The 20877-nt window shown below is 67.7% G+C and carries 19 protein-coding genes; 2 read left to right on the plus strand and 17 right to left on the minus strand.

All coding sequences use genetic code 11. The features are described 5' to 3' along the window. Window positions 1-2 precede the first annotated feature (2 nt). The 14 genes from rplP to ACFFXY_RS14080 all read right to left on the minus strand — a co-directional run bounded on the left by rplP (window position 3) and on the right by ACFFXY_RS14080 (window position 10452). Window positions 3-428: a 50S ribosomal protein L16 gene (gene rplP, locus ACFFXY_RS14015; protein ID WP_106361885.1), complete on the minus strand. Its 426-nt coding sequence runs from the start codon at window positions 426-428 to the stop codon at window positions 3-5. A gap of 5 nt (window positions 429-433) precedes the next feature. After that, on the minus strand, window positions 434-1246 hold the full coding sequence (gene rpsC, locus ACFFXY_RS14020) for a 30S ribosomal protein S3 (RefSeq protein WP_382351400.1): 813 nt from the start codon (window positions 1244-1246) through the stop codon (window positions 434-436). After that, the gene (rplV, locus tag ACFFXY_RS14025) at window positions 1246-1713 is read right to left on the minus strand and encodes a 50S ribosomal protein L22 (protein ID WP_382351403.1); all 468 of its coding nucleotides are present in this window, start codon (window positions 1711-1713) and stop codon (window positions 1246-1248) included. The genes rpsC and rplV overlap by 1 nt, the downstream gene beginning before the upstream one ends. Window positions 1714-1749: 36 nt before the next feature. Then, window positions 1750-2031, minus strand: a complete 282-nt coding sequence (gene rpsS, locus ACFFXY_RS14030; RefSeq protein ID WP_091053653.1) for a 30S ribosomal protein S19 — start codon at window positions 2029-2031, stop codon at window positions 1750-1752. Between the two features lie 3 nt (window positions 2032-2034). After that, the gene (gene rplB, locus ACFFXY_RS14035; protein WP_359943911.1) at window positions 2035-2877 is read right to left on the minus strand and encodes a 50S ribosomal protein L2; all 843 of its coding nucleotides are present in this window, start codon (window positions 2875-2877) and stop codon (window positions 2035-2037) included. A gap of 22 nt (window positions 2878-2899) precedes the next feature. Continuing rightward, entirely contained in the window at window positions 2900-3217 is a 318-nt protein-coding gene (gene rplW, locus ACFFXY_RS14040; protein ID WP_245888830.1) for a 50S ribosomal protein L23, read from the minus strand. Then, a complete protein-coding gene (rplD, locus tag ACFFXY_RS14045; protein ID WP_382351408.1) occupies window positions 3214-3864 on the minus strand; it encodes a 50S ribosomal protein L4 in 651 nt (216 codons plus the stop codon). The genes rplW and rplD overlap by 4 nt, the downstream gene beginning before the upstream one ends. 2 nt (window positions 3865-3866) lie before the next feature. Continuing rightward, window positions 3867-4514: a 50S ribosomal protein L3 gene (rplC, locus tag ACFFXY_RS14050; protein ID WP_382351411.1), complete on the minus strand. Its 648-nt coding sequence runs from the start codon at window positions 4512-4514 to the stop codon at window positions 3867-3869. A gap of 7 nt (window positions 4515-4521) precedes the next feature. Continuing rightward, window positions 4522-4830, minus strand: coding sequence for a 30S ribosomal protein S10 (gene rpsJ, locus ACFFXY_RS14055; RefSeq protein WP_026922761.1), 309 nt, complete (start codon window positions 4828-4830; stop codon window positions 4522-4524). Window positions 4831-5220: 390 nt separating this feature from the next. Continuing rightward, entirely contained in the window at window positions 5221-6414 is a 1194-nt protein-coding gene (gene tuf, locus ACFFXY_RS14060) for an elongation factor Tu (protein WP_359943920.1), read from the minus strand. 126 nt (window positions 6415-6540) lie between these two features. Continuing rightward, window positions 6541-8646: an elongation factor G gene (gene fusA, locus ACFFXY_RS14065; protein ID WP_382351415.1), complete on the minus strand. Its 2106-nt coding sequence runs from the start codon at window positions 8644-8646 to the stop codon at window positions 6541-6543. A 15-nt stretch (window positions 8647-8661) separates the two neighbouring features. Beyond that, window positions 8662-9132 (minus strand): 30S ribosomal protein S7, encoded by a 471-nt coding sequence (gene rpsG, locus ACFFXY_RS14070; protein WP_359943922.1) that lies wholly within the window; start codon window positions 9130-9132, stop codon window positions 8662-8664. A 3-nt stretch (window positions 9133-9135) separates the two neighbouring features. Further along, complete coding sequence (rpsL, locus tag ACFFXY_RS14075; RefSeq protein ID WP_091053661.1) at window positions 9136-9507, minus strand: 30S ribosomal protein S12; 372 nt, start codon at window positions 9505-9507, stop codon at window positions 9136-9138. A gap of 606 nt (window positions 9508-10113) precedes the next feature. Then, window positions 10114-10452 carry a hypothetical protein gene (locus ACFFXY_RS14080; RefSeq protein WP_382351419.1) on the minus strand — a complete coding sequence of 113 codons (339 nt, stop codon included), beginning with the start codon at window positions 10450-10452 and terminating at the stop codon, window positions 10114-10116. Window positions 10453-10566: 114 nt separating this feature from the next. Between ACFFXY_RS14080 and ACFFXY_RS14085 the strand changes: the two genes are divergently transcribed. Together ACFFXY_RS14085 and ACFFXY_RS14090 are read left to right on the plus strand one after the other, a co-directional pair. Then, window positions 10567-10791: a ribbon-helix-helix domain-containing protein gene (locus ACFFXY_RS14085; protein ID WP_382351421.1), complete on the plus strand. Its 225-nt coding sequence runs from the start codon at window positions 10567-10569 to the stop codon at window positions 10789-10791. Beyond that, on the plus strand, window positions 10784-11131 hold the full coding sequence (locus ACFFXY_RS14090; protein ID WP_382351424.1) for a type II toxin-antitoxin system PemK/MazF family toxin: 348 nt from the start codon (window positions 10784-10786) through the stop codon (window positions 11129-11131). Before ACFFXY_RS14085 ends, ACFFXY_RS14090 begins: the two co-directional genes overlap by 8 nt. A 117-nt stretch (window positions 11132-11248) precedes the next feature. Here ACFFXY_RS14090 and ACFFXY_RS14095 read toward each other — a convergent pair whose 3' ends face one another. The 3 genes from ACFFXY_RS14095 to ACFFXY_RS14105 form a co-directional block, all read right to left on the minus strand. Next, window positions 11249-15139, minus strand: a complete 3891-nt coding sequence (locus ACFFXY_RS14095; protein ID WP_382351427.1) for a DNA-directed RNA polymerase subunit beta' — start codon at window positions 15137-15139, stop codon at window positions 11249-11251. Window positions 15140-15222: 83 nt separating this feature from the next. Then, on the minus strand, window positions 15223-18654 hold the full coding sequence (rpoB, locus tag ACFFXY_RS14100) for a DNA-directed RNA polymerase subunit beta (RefSeq protein WP_382351430.1): 3432 nt from the start codon (window positions 18652-18654) through the stop codon (window positions 15223-15225). 772 nt (window positions 18655-19426) lie between these two features. Further along, window positions 19427-20689 carry a hypothetical protein gene (locus tag ACFFXY_RS14105; RefSeq protein ID WP_382351433.1) on the minus strand — a complete coding sequence of 421 codons (1263 nt, stop codon included), beginning with the start codon at window positions 20687-20689 and terminating at the stop codon, window positions 19427-19429. Between the last annotated feature and the right edge of the window lie 188 nt (window positions 20690-20877).

Consider the following 20877-nt stretch of genomic DNA (forward strand, 5'->3'; position numbering starts at 1 on the left):
CACTACTCACCTGCCCCTTCACGAGAGACGATGCGGCACTTCATCGGGAGCTTGTGGATCGCCCGCTGAAGGGCCTCGTGGGCCGTCTCCTCGCTCGGGTACGAGAGCTCGAACATGACGCGGCCCGGCTTGACGTTCGCCACCCAGAACTCGGGCGAGCCCTTGCCGGAGCCCTGACGGGTCTCCGCGGGCTTCTTGGTGATCGCTCGGTCCGGGAAGATCGTGATCCACACCTTGCCGCCACGCTTGATGTGGCGGGTCATGGCGATACGAGCGGACTCGATCTGGCGGTTGGTCACGTAGCTGTGCTCCAGCGCCTGGATGCCGTACTCGCCGAAGGAGACCTTCGTGCCGCGAGTGGCCTTGCCCTTGCGCTTGGGAGCGTGAGGCTTCCGGTAACCGCGCGGCGGTTTCCGTGGCATGAGCATGTCGCTTAGCCCTCCTGCTTCTCAGTGGCGGGCGCGGCGGCAGCGGCCTCCGCAGGCTGAGCGGCGGCCCCGCGGCCACCAGGGACGAGACCGCCACGGGCGCCCCCGCCGCCGGCACCGCCGCGGCCGCCGCGTCCACCGCGGTCGCCGCCGGCGTCACGACGACGCTGCACCTGCTCGGCCTGCTCCTTGAGCGTGGCCTCACCCTTGTAGATCCACACCTTCACGCCGATGCGGCCGAAGGTCGTGGCGGCCTCGAACAGGCCGTAGTCGATGTTCGCGCGCAGCGTGTGCAGCGGGACCTGGCCCTCGCGGTACTGCTCGGAACGGCTCATCTCGGCGCCGCCGAGGCGGCCCGAGCACTGCACCTTGATGCCCTTCACGGTCGGGTTGCGCATGGCCGACTGAATGGCCTTGCGCATCGCGCGACGGAAGTTGACACGGCTGGACAGCTGCTCCGCGACGCCCTGGGCCACGAGCTGCGCATCGATGTCGGGGTTCTTGACCTCGATGATGTTCAGCTGGACCTGCTTGCCGGTCAGCTTCTCCAGGTTGCCGCGCAGACGATCGGCCTCGGCGCCCTTGCGGCCGATGACGATGCCCGGGCGGGCGGTGTGGATGTCGACGCGGACCCGCTCGCGGGTGCGCTCGATGTCGACCTTGCTGATCCCGGCGCGCTCCAGACCCTGGGTCATGAGCTTGCGGATCTTGACGTCCTCGCCGACGTACTCGGCGTACTCCTTGTCGGCGTACCAACGCGAGGTCCAGTCGGCGCTGATGCCGAGGCGGTACCCGTGCGGGTGGATCTTCTGACCCATTAGGCGGTCTCCTCCTCTTCAGCGGACTCGGTGGACTTCGCCTCGGCCTCGACCGGCTTCGGCGCGGCCTTCGGGCGGCGCACCGACGGAGCGGCGCTGGAACCCTTGGCCTGGACGGACTCGACCACCACGGTGATGTGGCTGGTGCGCTTGTTGATCCGGTAGGCGCGACCGTGGGCGCGCGGACGGTACCGGCGCATGGTCGGGCCCTCGTCGACCTTGATCTCGGACACCAGAAGCGATTCCGGGTCCAGACCGAGGTTGTTCTCGGCGTTCGCCTGAGCCGACGCGATGACCTTGTAGACGACCTCGGCCGCGCTGAACGGCGCGAACTCCAGGGTCGTCAGGGCCTCGTCCACAGGCAGGCCACGCACGAGGTCGACGACGCGGCGCGCCTTGCGGGGTGCTACGCGGACGTACCGCGCCACCGCGCGCGCCTTCGGAGCCTCCTGCTCCACTGTTGCCATCGTTCTAATCCTTCGTTCGTTTCTCAAACCCGTGGCCTAGCGGCGACGGCTCTTCCGGTCGTCCTTCTCGTGCCCGCGGAACGTGCGGGTCGGGGCGAACTCGCCGAGCTTGTGCCCGACCATGTTCTCCGTGACGTAGACCGGAACGTGCTTGCGACCGTCGTGGACGCCGAAGGTCAGCCCGATGAAGTCCGGGGTGATCGTCGAACGGCGCGACCAGGTCTTGATGACGTTCTTGCTCTTGGTCTCGACGGCGACGTCCACCTTCTTCTGGAGGTGGTCGTCGACGAACGGGCCCTTCTTGAGGCTGCGAGCCATGGCTTACTTACCCCGCTTCCGGTTGGCGTGGCGACGGCGCACGATGAGCCGGTCGGTCGGGTGGTTCTTCTTCCGGGTGCGACCCTCGGGCTTGCCCTGCGGGTTCACCGGGTGGCGACCACCGGACGTACGGCCCTCGCCACCACCGTGCGGGTGGTCGACCGGGTTCATGACGACACCGCGGACGGTCGGGCGCCAGCCCTTCCAGCGCATGCGGCCGGCCTTGCCCCAGTTGATGTTGCCCTGCTCGGCGTTGCCGACCTCGCCGACGGAGGCGCGGCAGGTGACCTGGACCAGGCGGATCTCGCCGGAGGGCATGCGCAGGTGCGCGTACTTGCCTTCACGGGCGAGGAGCTGGATCGAGGCGCCGGCCGAGCGGCCCAGAGCGGCGCCGCCGCCGGGCTTGAGCTCCACCGCGTGGACCGTCGTACCGACCGGGATGTGGCGCAGCTCCAGCGAGTTGCCGGGCTTGATGTCCGCGCCCGGGCCGTTCTCGATGGTGTCACCCTGCTTGATCCCCTTGGGGGCCAGGATGTAGCGCTTCTCGCCGTCCGCGTAGTGCAGCAGCGCGATGTTCGCGGTCCGGTTCGGGTCGTACTCGATGTGCGCGACCTTCGCCGGCACGCCGTCCTTGTCGTGGCGACGGAAGTCGATCACGCGGTAGCGACGCTTGTGGCCGCCGCCGCGGTGACGGGTCGAGATCTTGCCCGAGTTGTTGCGGCCGCCGGTCTTGGAGATCGGGCGCAGCAGCGACTTCTCGGGGGTCGAACGGGTGATCTCGGCGAAGTCGGAGACGCTGGAGCCACGACGCCCAGGCGTCGTCGGCTTGTACTTGCGAATAGCCATATCGGTTAACTCCCTGCGTCTCTTAGGCGATCTGTCCGCCGAAGATCTCACCGAGACGACCGGGGTCGCCCTCGACGGTGACGATCGCGTGCTTGACGCTCTTGCGCTGGCCCCAACCGGTACGGGTGCGCTTGCGCTTGCCCGAGCGGTTCAGGGTGTTGACGCTCTTGACGTCCACGTCGAAGATCTCCTTGATGGCGATCTTGATGTGGCTCTTGTTGGCGCGCGGGTCGACCTCGAAGGTGTACTTGCCCTCGCCGAGGAGGGTGTAGGTCTTCTCCGAGATGACCGGCTTGATGATGATGTCGCGCGGGTCGGCGACGGTCACTTCGCTGCTCACGCCGCGACCTCCTCGTCGGTCCGGTCCGCGATGAACGCCTCGATGGCGGCCTCGCTGAACACGATGTCCTCGTTGTTGAGCACGTCGTACGTGTTGACCTGGCCCCAGTCGAGCAGGTGCACCTCGGGGAGGTTGCGCAGGCTCTGGGCCGCGGTCTCCTCGTCGCGGGAGAGGACCACGAGGACCTTCGACGCGCCGGTGATCGCCGCGAGGGCGGCCTTGGCCGTCTTGGTCTTCGGGGTCTCGTCCGCGATGAACGAGTCGATGACGTGCACGTTCTCGCCGCGCACCCGGTCGGTGAGGGCGCCCGCCAGAGCGGCCGCCTTCATCTTCTTCGGGGTCCGCTCGGCGTACGAGCGCGGCTGCGGGCCGTGGACGACGCCGCCGCCCGCGAACTGCGGGGCGCGGGTCGAGCCCTGGCGCGCGCGGCCGGTGCCCTTCTGGCGGTACGGCTTGCGACCGCCGCCGCGGACCTCGCCGCGGGTCTTGGTCTTCGCCGAACCCGAGCGGGCGGCCGCGAGCTGGGCCGTCACGACCTGGTGCATGAGCGGGATGTTCGGCTCGACGTCGAAGATCGACGCCGGAAGCGCGATGGTCTTCCCGGTCTCCTCACCAGAGGCGTTCTTCACGATGATTTCAAGGCTCATGCTTATGCCACCTGCTTCACTGCGGAGCGGACGAGCACCAGGCCGTTCTTCGGGCCGGGCACGGCACCCACGATGAGCAGGAGCCCGCGCTCGGCGTCGACCGCCTGGACGCGCAGGTTCTGCGTGGTGTGGCGCGAGCCGCCGTGGCGGCCGGCCATGCGCATGCCCTTGAACACGCGGCCCGGGGTCGCGCAGCCGCCGATGGAACCGGGGGCGCGGTGGACCTTGTGCGCACCGTGCGAGGCGCCGAGGCCCTTGAAGCCGTGGCGCTTCATGACGCCGGCGAAGCCCTTGCCCTTGGTGGTGCCCGTGACGTCGACGATCTGGCCCGCCTCGAAGGACGTGGCCTCGACGGTCTGGCCCAGCTCGTAGTCGGCGGCGTCCGAGGTGCGCAGTTCGACGAGGTGGCGACGCGGCGCGACGCCCGCCTTCTCGAAGTGCCCCTGGAGCGGCTTGGTGACGTTCTTGAGTTTGATGTCGCCGAAGCCCAGCTGGACGGCCGAGTAGCCGTCGACGTCGGGCTTGCGGACCTGGGTGACCACGTTCGGGCCGGCCTGCACCACAGTGACGGGAACGGCGCGGCCGTTCTCGTCCCAAACCTGGGTCATGCCGAGCTTGGTGCCCAGGATTCCCTTGATCTGCCTGTCCATTGGTCCCCTACAGCTTGATCTCGATGTCGACGCCGGCCGGGAGGTCAAGGCGCATCAACGAGTCGACCGTCTTCGGGGTCGGGTCGAGGATGTCGATGAGGCGCTTGTGCGTGCGCATCTCGAAGTGCTCTCGCGAGTCCTTGTACTTGTGCGGCGACCGGATGACGCAGAAACGGTTGATCTCGGTCGGCAGCGGCACCGGCCCGGAGATGGCAGCACCGGTACGGGTGACCGTCTCCACGATCTTGCGGGCCGAGGAGTCCACGACCTCGTGGTCGTAGGCCTTCAGCCTGATGCGGATCTTCTGTCCCGCCATGTGTCCTAACCTAACGTAAATTGGCTGTTCAGACCGCTCCACGCGGTCGGGCGTGTCGCGAGTTTGAGACTGGCTCGGGCACGCGAATGCCCTCTGCTGGTCTTTCTGGCTCGCCCGCCTGCCCGTCGTGAACGGTCCCTCTCAGCACAGCAACAGCGCCTACTAGGGCCCGCGGGCCGGGCGTGAGCACCGCGCACGTCGAAAGCGCGCTGGTGCGAACGCAACCTGAATATTATGCCTGCTCCCCCGAATGCCCAGCAAGCTGGGGTCGGGGAACAGTGGGGCAGGTTACGCGGATGCAGCTATATCGGCGTCCGGAACGTCACGAGGCGACGCCCTCCGGAAGCGAATGAACCGGGGCGGCTCTCGCGAGCCGCCCCGGAACGGGTCTTACTTGACGACCTTGGTCACACGGCCGGAGCCGACCGTGCGGCCGCCCTCGCGGATCGCGAAGAGCAGGCCCTCGTCCATGGCGATGGGCTGGATGAGCTCCACCTTCATGTCGGTGTTGTCGCCCGGCATGACCATCTCGGTGCCCTCGGGGAGGGTCACGACGCCGGTCACGTCGGTGGTGCGGAAGTAGAACTGCGGGCGGTAGTTGTTGAAGAACGGGGTGTGGCGTCCGCCCTCGTCCTTCGACAGGATGTACACCGCGGCCTCGAAGTCGGTGTGCGGGGTGGTCGTGCCAGGCTTGACGACGACCATGCCGCGCTCGACCTCTTCGCGCTTGGTGCCGCGGAGCAGGAGGCCCACGTTCTCACCGGCGCGCGCGTCGTCGAGGGTCTTGCGGAACATCTCGATGGCGGTCACCTTGGTGGTGATGGCGCCCTCGCGGATGCCGACGATCTCGACTTCCTCGTTGGGGAGGAGCACACCGCGCTCCACACGACCGGTGACCACGGTGCCGCGGCCGGTGATCGTGAAGACGTCCTCGATCGGCATGAGGAACGGCAGCTCGGTGGCGCGCTCCGGCTCCGGGACCGAGTCGTCGACGGCCTGCATGAGCTCGGCGACGGCGTCGACCCACTTCTGCTCGCCTTCGAGGGCGCCCAGCGCGGAGACCTGCACGACCGGGGCGTCGTCGCCCGGGAAGTTCTGGTCGGACAGCAGCTCGCGGACCTCCATCTCGACGAGTTCGAGGATCTCCTCGTCGTCGACCATGTCGGCCTTGTTGAGCGCCACGACGACGTAAGGAACGCCGACCTGGCGGGCGAGCAGGACGTGCTCGCGGGTCTGCGGCATGGGGCCGTCGGCCGCGGACACGACCAGGATCGCGCCGTCCATCTGGGCCGCGCCGGTGATCATGTTCTTGATGTAGTCGGCGTGACCGGGGCAGTCGACGTGCGCGTAGTGACGCGCCTCGGTCTGGTACTCGACGTGCGAGATCGAGATCGTGATACCGCGCTGGCGCTCCTCGGGAGCGTTGTCGATCTCGTCGAACGGCGTGTACGGGTTGAGGTCCGGGAACTTGTCGTGCAGGACCTTGGTGATCGCGGCGGTGAGCGTGGTCTTGCCGTGGTCGACGTGACCGAGCGTGCCGATGTTCACGTGCGGCTTGGTCCGCTCGAACTTTTCCTTAGCCACTTCGTCCTCCTGTGGACTGGGTAAATCTGGTTTGACTTATCTGACCTATTGCGTCGCTTCGGATTTCAGCGCCTCTGCTGGCAACAGGTGGTCAGCGGTCCCGCCCAGGCTCGGGCGGGGAGCCGCTTACTCGCCTGTCGCCTTGGCGATGATCTCCTTGGCGACGTTCGTCGGGACTTCGGCGTAGGTGTCGAACTGCATCGAGTAGTTCGCGCGCCCGGCCGTCTTCGACCGCAGGTCGCCGACGTAACCGAACATCTCCGACAGCGGCACCTTGGCCACGACCGTGCGGTCGTTGCCGCGCTCGCCCATCTCCTGGACCATGCCGCGACGGGAGTTGATGTCGCCGATGACATCGCCCATGTTCTCTTCGGGGCAGATGACCTCGACGGCCATCAGCGGTTCGAGGATCACCGGACGAGCCCGCTTCGCGGCCTCCTTCAGCGCCATGCGACCCGCGATCTTGAAGGCCATCTCCGAGGAGTCGACCTCGTGGTACTGGCCGTCGACCAGTTCCATCTTGACGCCCACCAGCGGGTAGCCCGCCAGGACGCCGTCCTCCAGCGCGGACTCCGCGCCGGCCTTCACCGACGGGATGTACTCGCGCGGGATGCGGCCGCCGGTGATCTTGTCGTCGAAGGCGAAGATCTCGTCCTCGTTCGACTTCATCTCCAGCGGTTCGAGGTTGACGAGTACCCGCGCGAACTGACCGGAACCGCCGGTCTGCTTCTTGTGCAGGTATTCGACCTTCTCGACGCGCTGCGTGATCGTCTCGCGGTACGCCACCTGCGGCTTGCCGATGTTCGCCTCGACGTTGAACTCCCGCTTGATGCGGTCGACCATGATGTCGAGGTGCAGCTCGCCCATGCCCGAGAGCACGGTCTGCCCGGTCTCCTCGTCGGTCTTGACGCGGAAGGTCGGGTCCTCCTCGGCCAGGCGCTGGATCGCGGTGCCCAGCTTGTCCTGGTCGGCCTTCGACTTCGGCTCGATGGCCACGTCGATGACCGGCTCGGGGAAGATCATCGACTCCAGGATGACCTGGTTCGACGAGTCCGACAGCGTGTCGCCGGTGGTGGTGCCCTTGAGGCCCTGCACCGCGATGATGTCGCCCGCCTGCGCCGACCCGCGCTCTTCGCGCTTGTTGGCGTGCATCTGGTAGATCTTGCCGATGCGCTCCTTGCGGCTCTTGGTCGAGTTGATGACCTGAGTGCCGGTCTCGACCGTGCCCGAGTAGATCCGGACGTAGGTGAGACGACCGAGGTGCTTGTCGGTCTGGATCTTGAACGCCAGCCCCGCGAAGGGCTCCTCGACGTCCGCGTGGCGCTCGGCCGGGGTCTCGTTGTCGGTGAGGGTCCCCTGGATCGCCGGGATGTCGAGCGGGCTCGGCAGGTAGTCGATGACCGCGTCGAGCAGGGGCTGGACGCCCTTGTTCTTGAACGCGGTGCCGCAGATGACCGGGTTGATCTCGTTCGCGATCGTGGCCTTGCGGATCGCGGCCTTGACGTCCGCGACCGAGATGTCCTCGCCCTCCAGGAAGCGCTCGGCGAACTCGTCGTCGACGTCCGAGAGGGTCTCAAGGAGCTTCTCGCGGTACTCGGCGGCCTGGTCGGCCATGTCCGCCGGGATCTCCTCGATCTCGTAGTGCTCGCCGAGGCCGGTCTCGCCGCGCCACACCTTGGCGTGCATCTCGACCAGGTCGACGACGCCGATGAAGTCGGCCTCGTTCCCGATCGGGAGCTGGATCACCGCGGTGTTGGAGTTGAGGCGGTCGCGCATCATCTCGACGCACCGGAAGAAGTTCGCACCCGTGCGGTCGAGCTTGTTGACGAAGCACATGCGCGGGACGTTGTACTTGTTCGCCTGCCGCCACACGTTCTCGGTCTGCGGCTCCACGCCGGCCACGCCGTCGTAGACGGCGATCGCGGAGTCGAGCACGCGCAGCGAACGCTCCACCTCGACGGTGAAGTCGACGTGGCCGGGCGTGTCGATGATCTGGATGATGTGGTCGTCCCACTCGCACTTGGTCGCAGCGGAGGTGATGGTGATACCCCGCTCCTGCTCCTGCTCCATCCAGTCCATCGTGGCAGCGCCGTCGTGGACCTCACCGATCTTGTGCGACACGCCCGTGTAGTACAGGATGCGCTCGGTCGTGGTGGTCTTACCGGCATCGATGTGGGCCATGATGCCGATGTTGCGGAGCTTGGCGAGCTCTGCGTTGGCTTTGTTAGCCACGATGTCTCCTTCTCACTACCAGCGGTAGTGCGCGAACGCCTTGTTGGAATCGGCCATCTTGTGCGTGTCCTCGCGCTTCTTGACCGCGGCACCGAGACCGTTCGAGGCGTCCAGGATCTCGTTGGTCAGACGCTCGACCATGCTCTTCTCGCGGCGGTCGCGGGAGAACCCGACGAGCCAGCGCAGGCCCAGGGTGGTGGCGCGCTGCGGGCGCACGTCCACGGGGACCTGGTAGGTGGCGCCGCCGACGCGGCGGGAACGGACCTCAAGGGTCGGCTTCACGTTGTCAAGGGCGCGCTTGAGGATCACCACGGGGTCCGAGTCGGCCTTCTTGCGGCAGTTCTCAAGGGCCTCGTAGACGATCCGCTCGGCGAGGCGGCGCTTGCCGTCCTTGAGCACCTTGTTGATGAGCTGGGTGACGAGCACCGAGTTGTAGACCGGGTCGGCGGTAAGCGGCCGGCGCGGCGCGGGACCTTTACGCGGCATGGCTTACTTCTCCTTCTTCGCGCCGTAGCGGCTGCGGGCCTGCTTGCGGTCGCGGACACCCTGGGTGTCCAGCGCGCCGCGGATGATCTTGTAGCGGACACCCGGGAGGTCGCGGACACGGCCGCCGCGGACCAGCACGATGGAGTGCTCCTGGAGGTTGTGGCCGACGCCGGGGATGTAGGCGGTGACCTCGGTGCCGTTCATGAGGCGCACGCGGGCGACCTTGCGCATGGCCGAGTTCGGCTTCTTGGGCGTGGTCGTGTACACGCGCGTGCACACGCCGCGGGCCTGCGGCGAGCCCTTCAGCGCGGGCGTCTTGTTCTTGCTGGTCTTGGCCTGGCGGCCTTTGCGGACCAGCTGCTGGATAGTCGGCACTAGGCGGACCCCTCTCAACAGTGCGGTTGCGTACTCTGTTCCGACGCCATCTGTTCCCCGTGCCAGAGCAGGCGTAAGCGCTGCTCAGTGGCGTGGGTTCCTGTCCCCCGCGTTCGGGCGTGTCGCGTCTCTCCGGACCCATACCCGCGCCCGGCGGACCGGAGTCCGCCAGATTGCGAGTTCAGACGCGTTCGCGAAGCGATCTCCTCGGAGACCGGCTAAAGAGCCGTGTTCGCGAAGCCCCCAGTGCGAGGGATGCGTGCCGATGGCGCCGGCCCGCGGGACCTGGGTCCCGAGTGCCTTGCAGACACGCAACCTGGCCTGGCTCTCACGGGGACCGAGCTGCCGGAGTTGACAGGGCCACCATGCCGCTCAAAGCGGTGTCCAGGCGCAAGGGAGAAGCCTACCTAGCCTAACGAACAAGGTCAAAGCCGATTTCGCCCTGAGCGGCATCCGTGTCCAGTGTCACGGAGCCCGGGGAGAAAGGGCGCTGTCTCGTCCATGCGGCGCGGTAAGCACACCGCAGCCATCTTATCTCGCGGGACGCGCGCGCCCCGCGCGGGGAGCCCGGTGGGAGTGCTTGTTCACCAGGGCTTCCCCTGGACGTCAGGCGACCCCGCCGCCGTAGGGCTCCTGGCCCGCCGAGCGGGCCATCGCGACCACCCAGACCAGCAGCGCCGCAACGACAACGGCCCCCGCGATCCCGAGCGCCGCCCAGGCCGTGCGCCGGATGCCCGGCAGCCTGGAGGCCCCGAGCAGGAACCCCTCCGAGGCCCGGATGTCGGCCTCGGCCTGCCGCGCGAGCATGAGCGCGATCACCGCCGGCACCGCGCCGCCGACGAACACCGACAGCGCCGCCCCGACCCCGGCCAGCATCCTGGCCGCCACGACCTTCGTCGACTCCACCGGCTCCGGATCATCCGGATGCCGCACCCCCTGCTGCATCCGCCCATCCTATGGGCCGACGGCACGCGTGGCGCGACACACCCTCCACACGCCCTGAAGGTTCCCTCCAGTAAGGCATACCCTCGGGTAGCAATTGAGAGTATGGTGACATGTATGAAAGTAAGCCTGAGCATCCCGGACGAGGACATTCGCTTCCTCGACAAGTACGCTCACGACCACGGCTTCCCCTCACGATCCGCGGCGGTGCAGCACTGCATCGCACTGCTGCGCAACGCTGAGCTCAAGCAGCAGTACAAGCTCGCAATGCAGGAGTGGCGGGACTCGCCCGACTCCGAGCTCTGGGAGAGCACGGTGGGAGACGGCCTCACCGATGCGTAGAGGAGACATCTACCGCGTCGACTTCGATCCCATCCGCGGCGCCGAGGCCAACAAGATCCGACCGGCGGTCGTCGTCAGCAACAACATGCTCAACGAGGCGGTCGGAGAATTGGGGTACGGCGTGATCACCGTTGTGCCGCTGACGTCGAACATCAAGCGGGTCTTGCAGTTTCAGACCCTGCTCCGCTCGGCCGACACCGGGCTCCCCTCCGACTCCAAGACGCTGACGGAACATGTCCGGTCGTTGAGCTTCGATCGATTCATCCAGCGGGTGGGCGGCCTCAACGCCGAACTGCTCGCCAACGTCGACGCCGACCTTCGGCTGTATCTCGACCTGTGACGACGGCTCCCCCGTAGCCGCCGCGGCAGACAGCGAAAGAAAGACCGGTGGGCCGGTGGCGCGAAGCGCCACCGGCCCACCGGTTTCTTGCATGCCGTCGGGAATCGGCGGGTGTTGCTAGAAGGTCCCCAGGTCGTACGAGTCCTCAAGGCTCACGGCCGGGCCGCCGCCGTAGGCGAAGGCCGAGGCGGTGGTGTCCTCGTAGCCGCCGAGGGAGTAGACCGCGGCCTTGGCTTCCTCGGTGGGCTCGACGGAGACGTTGCGGTACTTGGCGATGCCGGTACCGGCCGGGATGAGCTTGCCGAGGATGACGTTCTCCTTCAGGCCGACCAGCGAGTCGGACTTGCCGGAGATCGCGGCCTCGGTGAGCACCCGGGTGGTCTCCTGGAACGAGGCCGCGGACAGCCACGACTCCGTCGCCAGGGAGGCCTTGGTGATGCCCATGAGCTGCGGGCGGCCGGAGGCCGGCTCGCCGCCGTTGGCGATGATCTTGCGGTTCTCCTCCTCGAAGGAGAGCCGGTCGACCAGGGAGCCCGGCAGGAACTCCGAGGTGCCCGAGTCGATGATCGTGATCCGCTTGAGCATCTGGCGCACGATGATCTCGATGTGCTTGTCGTGGATCATCACGCCCTGCGACCGGTACACGTCCTGGACCTGCTCCACCAGGTGGCGCTGAACCTTCCGCGGACCGAGCACGCGCAGCAGCTCGTGCGGGTCGATCGTGCCCTCGACGAGCTTCTCGCCGACCTCGACGTGCTCGCCCTCGCCCACGCGCAGGCGCAGGCGGCGCGGCACCTTGTCGACCACGATCTCCTCGGAGCCGTCGTCCGGCGTGATGATGATCTTCCGCGACTTCTCCGCGTCCTCGATGCGCACGGTGCCGCTCGCCTCCGCGATCGGCGCCTTGCCCTTCGGGATGCGGGCCTCGAAGACCTCCTGCACACGCGGCAGACCCTGCGTGATGTCCTGCGACGTCGCCGCACCGCCGGTGTGGAACGTGCGCATGGTCAGCTGGGTGCCCGGCTCGCCGATGGACTGCGCCGCGATGATGCCCACGGCCTCGCCCAGGTCGACCTTCTCGCCCGTGGGCATCGAACGGCCGTAGCAGGCCGCGCACACGCCCTGGCGGGACTCGCAGGTCAGGACCGAGCGGACCTTGACGTTCTGCACGCCCGCTTCGAGCAGCGTCGCGATGTGGTCGGAGTTGAGCGAGGTGTTCCGCTCCAGGACCACCTTGCCGTCGACCTCGACGTCCTCGGCGAGGTTGCGCGCGTCGATCGAGGAGTCGACGATGTCGGACTCGATCAGGCGCCCGTCGACCTCGGTCGCGAACTGGAAGTCCAGCGCCCGGTCGGTCCCGCAGTCGTCCTCGCGGATGATGACGTCCTGCGACACGTCCACCAGACGACGGGTCAGGTAACCCGAGTCGGCGGTCCGCAGCGCGGTGTCCGCGAGGCCCTTGCGCGAGCCGTGCGTCGAGATGAAGTACTCCAGCACCGTCAGGCCCTCGCGCAGCGAGGACTTGATCGGGCGCGGGATGATCTCGCCCTTCGGGTTCGCCACCAGGCCGCGCATGCCGGCGATCTGGCGGAGCTGGAGCATGTTGCCCCGGGCCCCGGAGTTGATCATCTGCCACAGCGGGTTCTCCGGCTGGAGCGTCTCGTTGAGGTCTTCGAGCACCTCGGCCGTGGCCTTGGTCCAGATCTCGGTGAGCTCGCCGCGCCGCTCCTCGGCCGTCATGAGGCCGCGGACGTACTGCTTGTCGATCTTCGCCGAGTCCGCCTCGTACTTCTCCAGGATCTCGGCCTTGTGCGCCGGCTCCACGACGTCCTCGATGCCGATGGTCACACCGGACCAGCCGGCCCAGCGGAAGCCCGCGGACTTCAGCGCGTCCAGGCAGGCGCCCAGCTGCACCTTCGAGTAGTGCTCGGACAGGTCGTGGATGATGTTCGACAGCTGGCCCTTGCGGACCTCGTAGTTGACGTACTCGAAGTCCGGCGGCAGGCACTCGTTGAAGAACACCCGGCCCAGCGTCGTCTCCACCAGCAGCGGCTCGCCCGGGGTCCAGCCCTCGGGGGCCGTCCACGGCTCGGCGCCGGCGCCGTTGTTGATGTGCTGGATGCCGTCCAGGCGGATCCGGATGGGCGACTGGAGGTCCAGTTCGCCGCGGTCCTTCGCCATCTGCGCCTCGCCGACGTCCGAGAACGCCCGGCCCTCGCCGACCCGCCCCTCGGAGCGGTGCGACAGGTAGTACAGGCCGATGATCTGGTCCTGCGTGGGCAGGGCCACCGGCTTGCCGTCGGAGGGCTTCAGGATGTTGTTCGACGCCAGCATCAGGATGCGGGCCTCGGCCTGGGCCTCGGCGGACAGCGGCACGTGCACGGCCATCTGGTCGCCGTCGAAGTCCGCGTTGAACGCGGTGCACACCAGCGGGTGGAGCTGGATGGCCTTGCCCTCGACCAGCTGCGGCTCGAACGCCTGGATGCCGAGGCGGTGCAGCGTGGGCGCGCGGTTGAGCAGGACCGGGTGCTCGGAGATGACCTCTTCGAGCACGTCCCACACGACCGGGCGCGCGCGCTCGACCATGCGCTTGGCCGACTTGATGTTCTGCGCGTGGTTCAGGTCCACCAGGCGCTTCATCACGAACGGCTTGAACAGCTCCAGCGCCATCTGCTTCGGCAGACCGCACTGGTGCAGCTTCAGGCGCGGGCCGACCACGATGACCGAGCGGCCCGAGTAGTCCACGCGCTTGCCGAGCAGGTTCTGGCGGAACCGGCCCTGCTTGCCCTTGAGCATGTCCGAGAGCGACTTGAGCGGGCGGTTGCCCGGACCGGTCACCGGACGCCCGCGGCGGCCGTTGTCGAACAGCGCGTCCACCGACTCCTGGAGCATGCGCTTCTCGTTCGCCACGATGATCTCGGGCGCGCCGAGGTCCATCAGGCGCTTGAGGCGGTTGTTGCGGTTGATGACGCGGCGGTACAGGTCGTTCAGGTCCGAGGTCGCGAACCGGCCGCCGTCGAGCTGCACCATCGGGCGCAGCTCCGGCGGGATCACCGGCACGCAGTCGAGGACCATGCCCAGCGGCGAGTTGCCGGTGGCCTGGAACGCGGCCACGACCTTCAGGCGCTTGAGCGCGCGGAGCTTCTTCTGCCCCTTGCCCGTCGCGATCGTCTCGCGCAGGTTGATCGTCTCGGCGTCCAGGTCGAGGTTCTCCAGGAGGTTCTTGATGGACTCCGCGCCCATCCCGCCCGTGTAGTACTCGCCGAAGCGCTGCTGGAGCTCGCGGTACAGCATCTCGTCGCCGATGAGCTGGCGCACGTCCAGCTTGCGGAACGTGTCCATGACCTCGTCGAGGCGGTCGATCTCCCGCTGGGCCTTGTCGCGGATCTGGCGCATCTCGCGCTCGCCGCCGTCCTTGACCTTGCGGCGGACGTCGGCGCGGGCGCCCTCGGCCTCCAGCTCGGCCAGGTCGGCTTCGAGCTTCGAGGCGCGCTCCTCGATCGCGGCGTCGCGCTGCTGCTCCAGGTGGCGCTTCTCGGCGACGATCTCGTTCTCCAGCGTCGGCAGGTCGCGCTGGCGCGCCTCGTCGTCGACGGCGGTGATCACGTAGGCCGCGAAGTAGATGACCTTCTCAAGGTCCTTCGGCGCCAGGTCCAGCAGGTAGCCCAGGCGCGAGGGGACGCCCTTGAAGTACCAGATGTGCGTCACGGGCGCGGCCAGCTCGATGTGGCCCATGCGCTCGCGGCGGACCTTCGAGCGCGTCACCTCGACGCCGCAGCGCTCGCAGATGATGCCCTTGAAGCGGATGCGCTTGTACTTGCCGCAGTAGCACTCCCAGTCCCGGGTCGGACCGAAGATCTTCTCGCAGAAGAGACCGTCCTTCTCGGGCTTGAGGGTCCGGTAGTTGATGGTCTCGGGCTTCTTCACCTCGCCGTGAGACCACTGCCGGATGTCCTCCGCGGTGGCGAGGCCGATCTTCAACTTGTCGAAGAAGTTGACGTCGAGCACTGAACTCTTCTTCCCCTTGTGCTGCTTCTGTAAGGATGGGATGAGACGTAAGGCGGGGGCCCTGAGCGGGCCCCCACTCGACGTCAGGCGCTCTCGAAGTCCACGCTTGAGGGCTCCTCGTGGGACAGGTCGATCCCGAGCTCCTCTGCCGCGCGGAAGACCTCGTCGTCGCTCTCGGTCATCTGGATGGCCTGCCCGTCGGCGGACAGCACCTCCACGTTGAGGCAGAGCGACTGGAGCTCCTTGAGCAGCACCTTGAACGATTCGGGAATGCCCGGTTCGGGGACGTTCTCGCCCTTGACGATCGCCTCGTAGACCTTCACGCGGCCCACGACGTCGTCGGACTTGATCGTCAGCAGCTCCTGGAGCGCGTACGCCGCGCCGTAGGCCTGCATGGCCCAGCACTCCATCTCACCGAAGCGCTGGCCGCCGAACTGGGCCTTGCCGCCGAGCGGCTGCTGGGTGATCATCGAGTACGGACCGGTCGAACGCGCGTGGATCTTGTCGTCGACCATGTGGTTCAGCTTCAGGATGTACATGTAGCCGACCGAGATCGGGTCCGGGAACGGCTCGCCGGAGCGGCCGTCGAACAGCTGCGCCTTGCCGGTCGGGGCGACCATGCGCATCCCGTCGCGGTTGGGCAGCGTGTTCGCCAGGACGCCCTGGACCTCCTCGGGGTGGGCGCCGTCGAACACCGGCGTCCCGACCTTGGAGTCCGCCGGGGCCTCGTCGGCGCCGATGGCCTTCAGGGCCTGCTGCCAGGCCTCGTCGAAGCCCTCCAGCTTCCAGCCCGTCTTCGCCGCCCAGCCCAGGTGGACTTCCAGCACCTGGCCGATGTTCATTCGGCCGGGCACGCCCAGCGGGTTGAGCAGGATGTCGATCGGGGTCCCGTCGGGGAGGAACGGCATGTCCTCCTGCGGCACGACCTTCGAGATGACGCCCTTGTTGCCGTGGCGGCCGGCGAGCTTGTCGCCCACGCCGATCTTGCGCTTCTGCGCGATGTACACGCGGACCAGCTCGTTCACGCCCGGGGACAGCTCGTCGCCGTCCTCGCGGCTGAAGGTGCGCACCCCGATGACCGTGCCGGCCTCGCCGTGCGGGACCTTCAGAGACGTGTCGCGGACCTCGCGGGCCTTCTCGCCGAAGATGGCGCGGAGCAGGCGCTCCTCCGGGGTCAGCTCGGTCTCGCCCTTGGGCGTGACCTTGCCGACCAGGATGTCGCCGTCCTCGACCTCGGCGCCGATGCGGATGATGCCGCGGTCGTCCAGGTCGGAGAGCATCTCCTCGCCGACGTTCGGGATGTCCCGGGTGATCTCCTCCGGACCGAGCTTCGTGTCGCGGGCGTCCACCTCGTGCTCGTCGATGTGGATCGAGGTGAGCACGTCCTCTTCGACCAGGCGCGAGGAGAGCACGATGGCGTCCTCGAAGTTCTGGCCCTCCCAGGTGGTGAACGCGACCAGCAGGTTCTTGCCGAGCGCCATCTCGCCCTTGTCCGTGGACGGGCCGTCGGCGATCGGCTGGCCGGCCTCGACGCGCTCCCCCTCGGTGACCAGGGGCACCTGGTTGATGCACGAGCCCGCGTTGGAGCGGCGGAACTTGTGCAGCAGGTAGGTGCGGCGCATGCCGTTGTCCTGCGCGATGGTGATGTAGTCGGCGCTGGAGTCCTCGACGGTCCCGTCGGCCTCGGCGACGACGACGTCGCCGGCGTCGACCGCGGCGCGGTACTCCATGCCGGTGCCCACCAGCGGCGAGTCGGTCTTGATGAGCGGCACGGCCTGGCGCTGCATGTTCGCGCCCATGAGGGCGCGGTTGGCGTCGTCGTGCTCCAGGAACGGCACCAGCGCGGTCGCGACCGAGGTCATCTGGCGCGGCGAGACGTCCATGTAGTCGATCTCGTCGGCGGTGAGGAGCTCGGCCTCGCCGCCGCGGCCGCGGGCCAGGACCTGCGCGTCGACGAACGAGCCGTCGGCATTCAAGAGCTGGTTCGCCTGCGCGATGGTGAAGCGGTCCTCTTCGTCGGCCGTCAGGTAGTTGACCTCGTCGGAGACCTTCCCGTCCACGACCTTCCGGTACGGCGTCTCGATGAAGCCGAACGGGTTGACGCGGGCGAAGGTGGACATGGCGCCGATGAGGCCGATGTTCGGGCCTTCCGGCGTCTCGATCGGGCACATGCGGCCGTAGTGCGACGGGTGCACGTCGCGCACGTCCATGGCGGCGCGGTCGCGGGACAGACCACCGGGGCCGAGCGCCGAGAGGCGGCGGCGGTGGGTCAGGCCCGTGATCGGGTTGACCTGGTCCATGAACTGCGACAGCTGCGAGGTCCCGAAGAACTCCTTGATCGCGGCCACGACGGGGCGGATGTTGATCAGGGTCTGCGGCGTGATCGCCTCGACGTCCTGGGTCGTCATCCGCTCGCGCACGACGCGCTCCATGCGCGAGAGGCCCACCCGGATCTGGTTCTGGATGAGCTCGCCCACGGTGCGCAGGCGGCGGTTGCCGAAGTGGTCGATGTCGTCGGGCGCGTAGCCCGGCTCGGCCGAGTGCAGGCGCAGCATGAACTCGATCGTCGACGCGAGGTCGTCCTCGGTGAGGACACCGGTCGAGATCGGGTGGTCCAGGCCGAACTTCTTGTTGACCTTGTACCGGCCGACCTTGGCGAGGTCGTAGCGCTTCTTGTTGAAGAACAGGTTCTCCAGCAGCGACTGCGCGTTGTCCTTCGTCGGCGGCTCGCCCGGGCGGAGCTTGCGGTAGATGTCGAGCAGGGCCTCGTCCTGCGAGTTGATGGTGTCCTTCTCCAGGGTCGCCATCATGAGCTCGGACCAGCCGAAGCGCTCGCGGATGCGGTCGTTGTCCCAGCCGATGGCCTTGAGCAGCACGGTCACGGCCTGGCGGCGCTTGCGGTCGACGCGCACGCCGACGGTCTCGCGCTTGTCCACGTCGAATTCGAGCCACGCGCCGCGGCCGGGAATGACCTTCGCGCTGGTCAGGTCGCGGTCCGAGGTCTTGTCGGGCTGCTTGTCGAAGTACACGCCGGGCGAGCGGACGAGCTGCGAGACGACCACGCGCTCGGTGCCGTTGACGATGAAGGTGCCCTTCGGGGTCATCATGGGGAAGTCGCCCATGAAGACCGTCTGGCTCTTGATCTCGCCGGTGGTGTGGTTGATGAACTCCGCCGTGACGAACAGCGGGGCGCAGTAGGTGAGGTCCTTCTCGCGGCACTCCTCGATCGGGGCCTTGACCTCGTCGAAGCGAGGGTTGGAGAAGGACAGGCTCATGGTGCCCGAGAAGTCCTCGATCGGGCTGATCTCCTCAAGGATCTCGTCGAGGCCGCTCACTGCGTCTTCGCCCACCCGGGCGCGGTAGGTCTCGTTGCCGACGAGCCAGTCGAACGAGTCGGTCTGGAGCGCCAGAAGGTTCGGGACTTCGAGTTTCTCTTCGATCCTGCCGAACGAGATACGGCGGGGAGCGTGCTTGCTCTTGCTGGAGCTGGTCTTGCCAGTGCGGGAAGCTGCCAAGATTCGTCCTTCCGAGGACCTGAGTGTTACGACGGCCGGCGCATGCCACAGTCACCGCATCGATGCGGGATCGACGAGGACAGCCGGATACGGGCATCGAAACGAGCGGTCATGCTGGGCATGACGTCAAACGTGAGTCGAAAGCCTGGAATCCCCACCGTCCGCGACCCTCACCGCGTCAAGAAGGCGTGAAGGAGGCAGCGCAAATTATTACCCTAGCGTACACTCCGGCAGACTGTCAACTGCCCCGCCGTGCGGCGGGGTGAGTGGTGACGACCATCTCTCTGGCTGCCGAAGTTCCTCCCGGTCCGGGCCGGTCCCGCGTGGGGGCCGTCGTGCTGTCCTGCCTCTGCGCCACACAGTGGCGCTTGAGGAACTAGTTTGCAGGATCAAGTCACACTTCGTCAAGTCAGGCGTCTCATTCGCCCGGATGCGCCCCTTCGCCCCGGTCGGGCGGAGCGGGCGGGAAGCAGGCACGATGCGTCCCCCGGGGGCGGCGGAACGCGCCGCGCGCCCCGGGCGTGTCGCGGAAGGTGCGGGCGCGGGACGCCTGCGCGTCGCCCGCGGCCGGGTCCAGCCCGGCCGAGAAGCGGCGTCTCGCGCCCGGGCACCTGCGGCGGCGAGGCCGCCGCACTTGTACAACGAGCCCGCGCCGGGAAGGTGACGCGGGCTCGGCGGCGGGAACGGGGCGGCCCGGGCCGCGCCCCATCTGCGCGACCCGGGCCTTTTCTTCCCCGATAGAGAGGTGGTCTCTGGTGGTGCGAACGGCGCGCTAGGCGTCCAGGAGCTCCTGGGCCTTGCTGATCGCGTCGTTCATCTCCTCCTGCCAGGCGTAGACGTCCTGCTCGATGGCCGCGTAGGCCTCGACGTGGACCTCTTCGTAGGCCTTCTCGGAGGCGTCGACGTAGCCGACCTCCTCGCCGCAGGCGTCGAAGTCGACGGCCGTCTGGATCTCGTAGGCCTTCCAGTCCTCGTAGGAGTCGCCGGCGTCCTCGGGGAGCGGCGGGATGACGGCGTCGCTGTCGCCGAGCATCATGTCCTGCTCCTCCTCGGAGGCGTCCTGGTAGTAGAGCGCGTTGAAGAACTCGTAGACGGGGAGCGAGTTGTACTCGTCGAACTCCCAGCCCTCGTAGCCCTTGCCGGTGATGCAGTCGACGAGCTCGCCCTGGAGGTCGGCCATCTTCGCGCCGTACGCGGCCTCGATGTCCTCCCACATGGTCTCGTCGGCCCAGGAGGGGTTCTCGGGGCGGTAGGACCAGTAGGAGTAGGACTCCTCGGAGCCGCCCTCGCCCTCGTAGGTCTCCTCGACGAGCTCGGGCTCGCCGTAGAGGGCCTCGATCATCTCCAGCTGGCAGCCGCCGGGCTTGGGCTCCTCGTCCATGTCGTCCTCGCCGACGTCGATCGAGCCGTCGTCGACCTCTTCCTCACCCTCCTCGGCGGACTCGTCGACGCCCTCCTCGGACCACTCGCCCTCGCCGGACATCATGTCGGCGTAGTCCTGGGCGGTGCCGTACTGCCACTCGGCGTACTCCTGGCCCTGGTAGGCGACGTACCAGCCGTACTGGTCCTCGGGGGCGAGGGCGTCCCACTCGGTGGTGTCGGGCTCCTCCCAGGTGCCCTCCTCCTCGTACTCCTCCTCCTCGGCGGCGTAGTAGTCCTCGGCGGCCGGGTCCTCCCAGCCGTCGGGGCTGTTCGCCCACTGGCCGAAGCCGTACTCGGCGGCCTCGTCGGCGCCGACGAGGAAGGCCTCGTGGGGGTAGTAGGAGGTGAGCGAGTCCTGCACCTCGGGCTCGTAGGCCTGCATCATCCACGGCTCGTGGACGGTGTACCCCGCGGCCTCCAGGCACTGCTCGACGATCCGGAACTCGGCGGCGGCGAGCTCGGAGTCGACGCGGTTGCTCTCGTTGAGCATCTCGACCAGACGGTCCGCATCGGACTTCTCGGCGTCCTCGCCGAGGCCGAGCATGCCGCAGCCGGCGGTGAGCGCCAGCACGGCGGCCGCGCCTATCGCGGCGGCCCCTCTTGTCCCGGGCATCGTCGTTCTCCTCGCGTGTCAGGTGTGTCTACCGGCAAGACGAGGCGGTGCCCGGATTTCGTTGCAAGGCTTCGGGGAATCTTCTGAAAATCTCTCAGGCGGCACGAAACCGGGGCCGCACTGCGCGATGCAGTGCGGCCCCGGTCTCCGTACGCAGGGCTGGGAGGCCCCTGGCGTCTAAGGGAAGT

The organism is Glycomyces mayteni, assembly GCF_042428885.1.
Taxonomy (GTDB): Bacteria; Actinomycetota; Actinomycetes; order Mycobacteriales; family Micromonosporaceae; genus Glycomyces; species Glycomyces mayteni.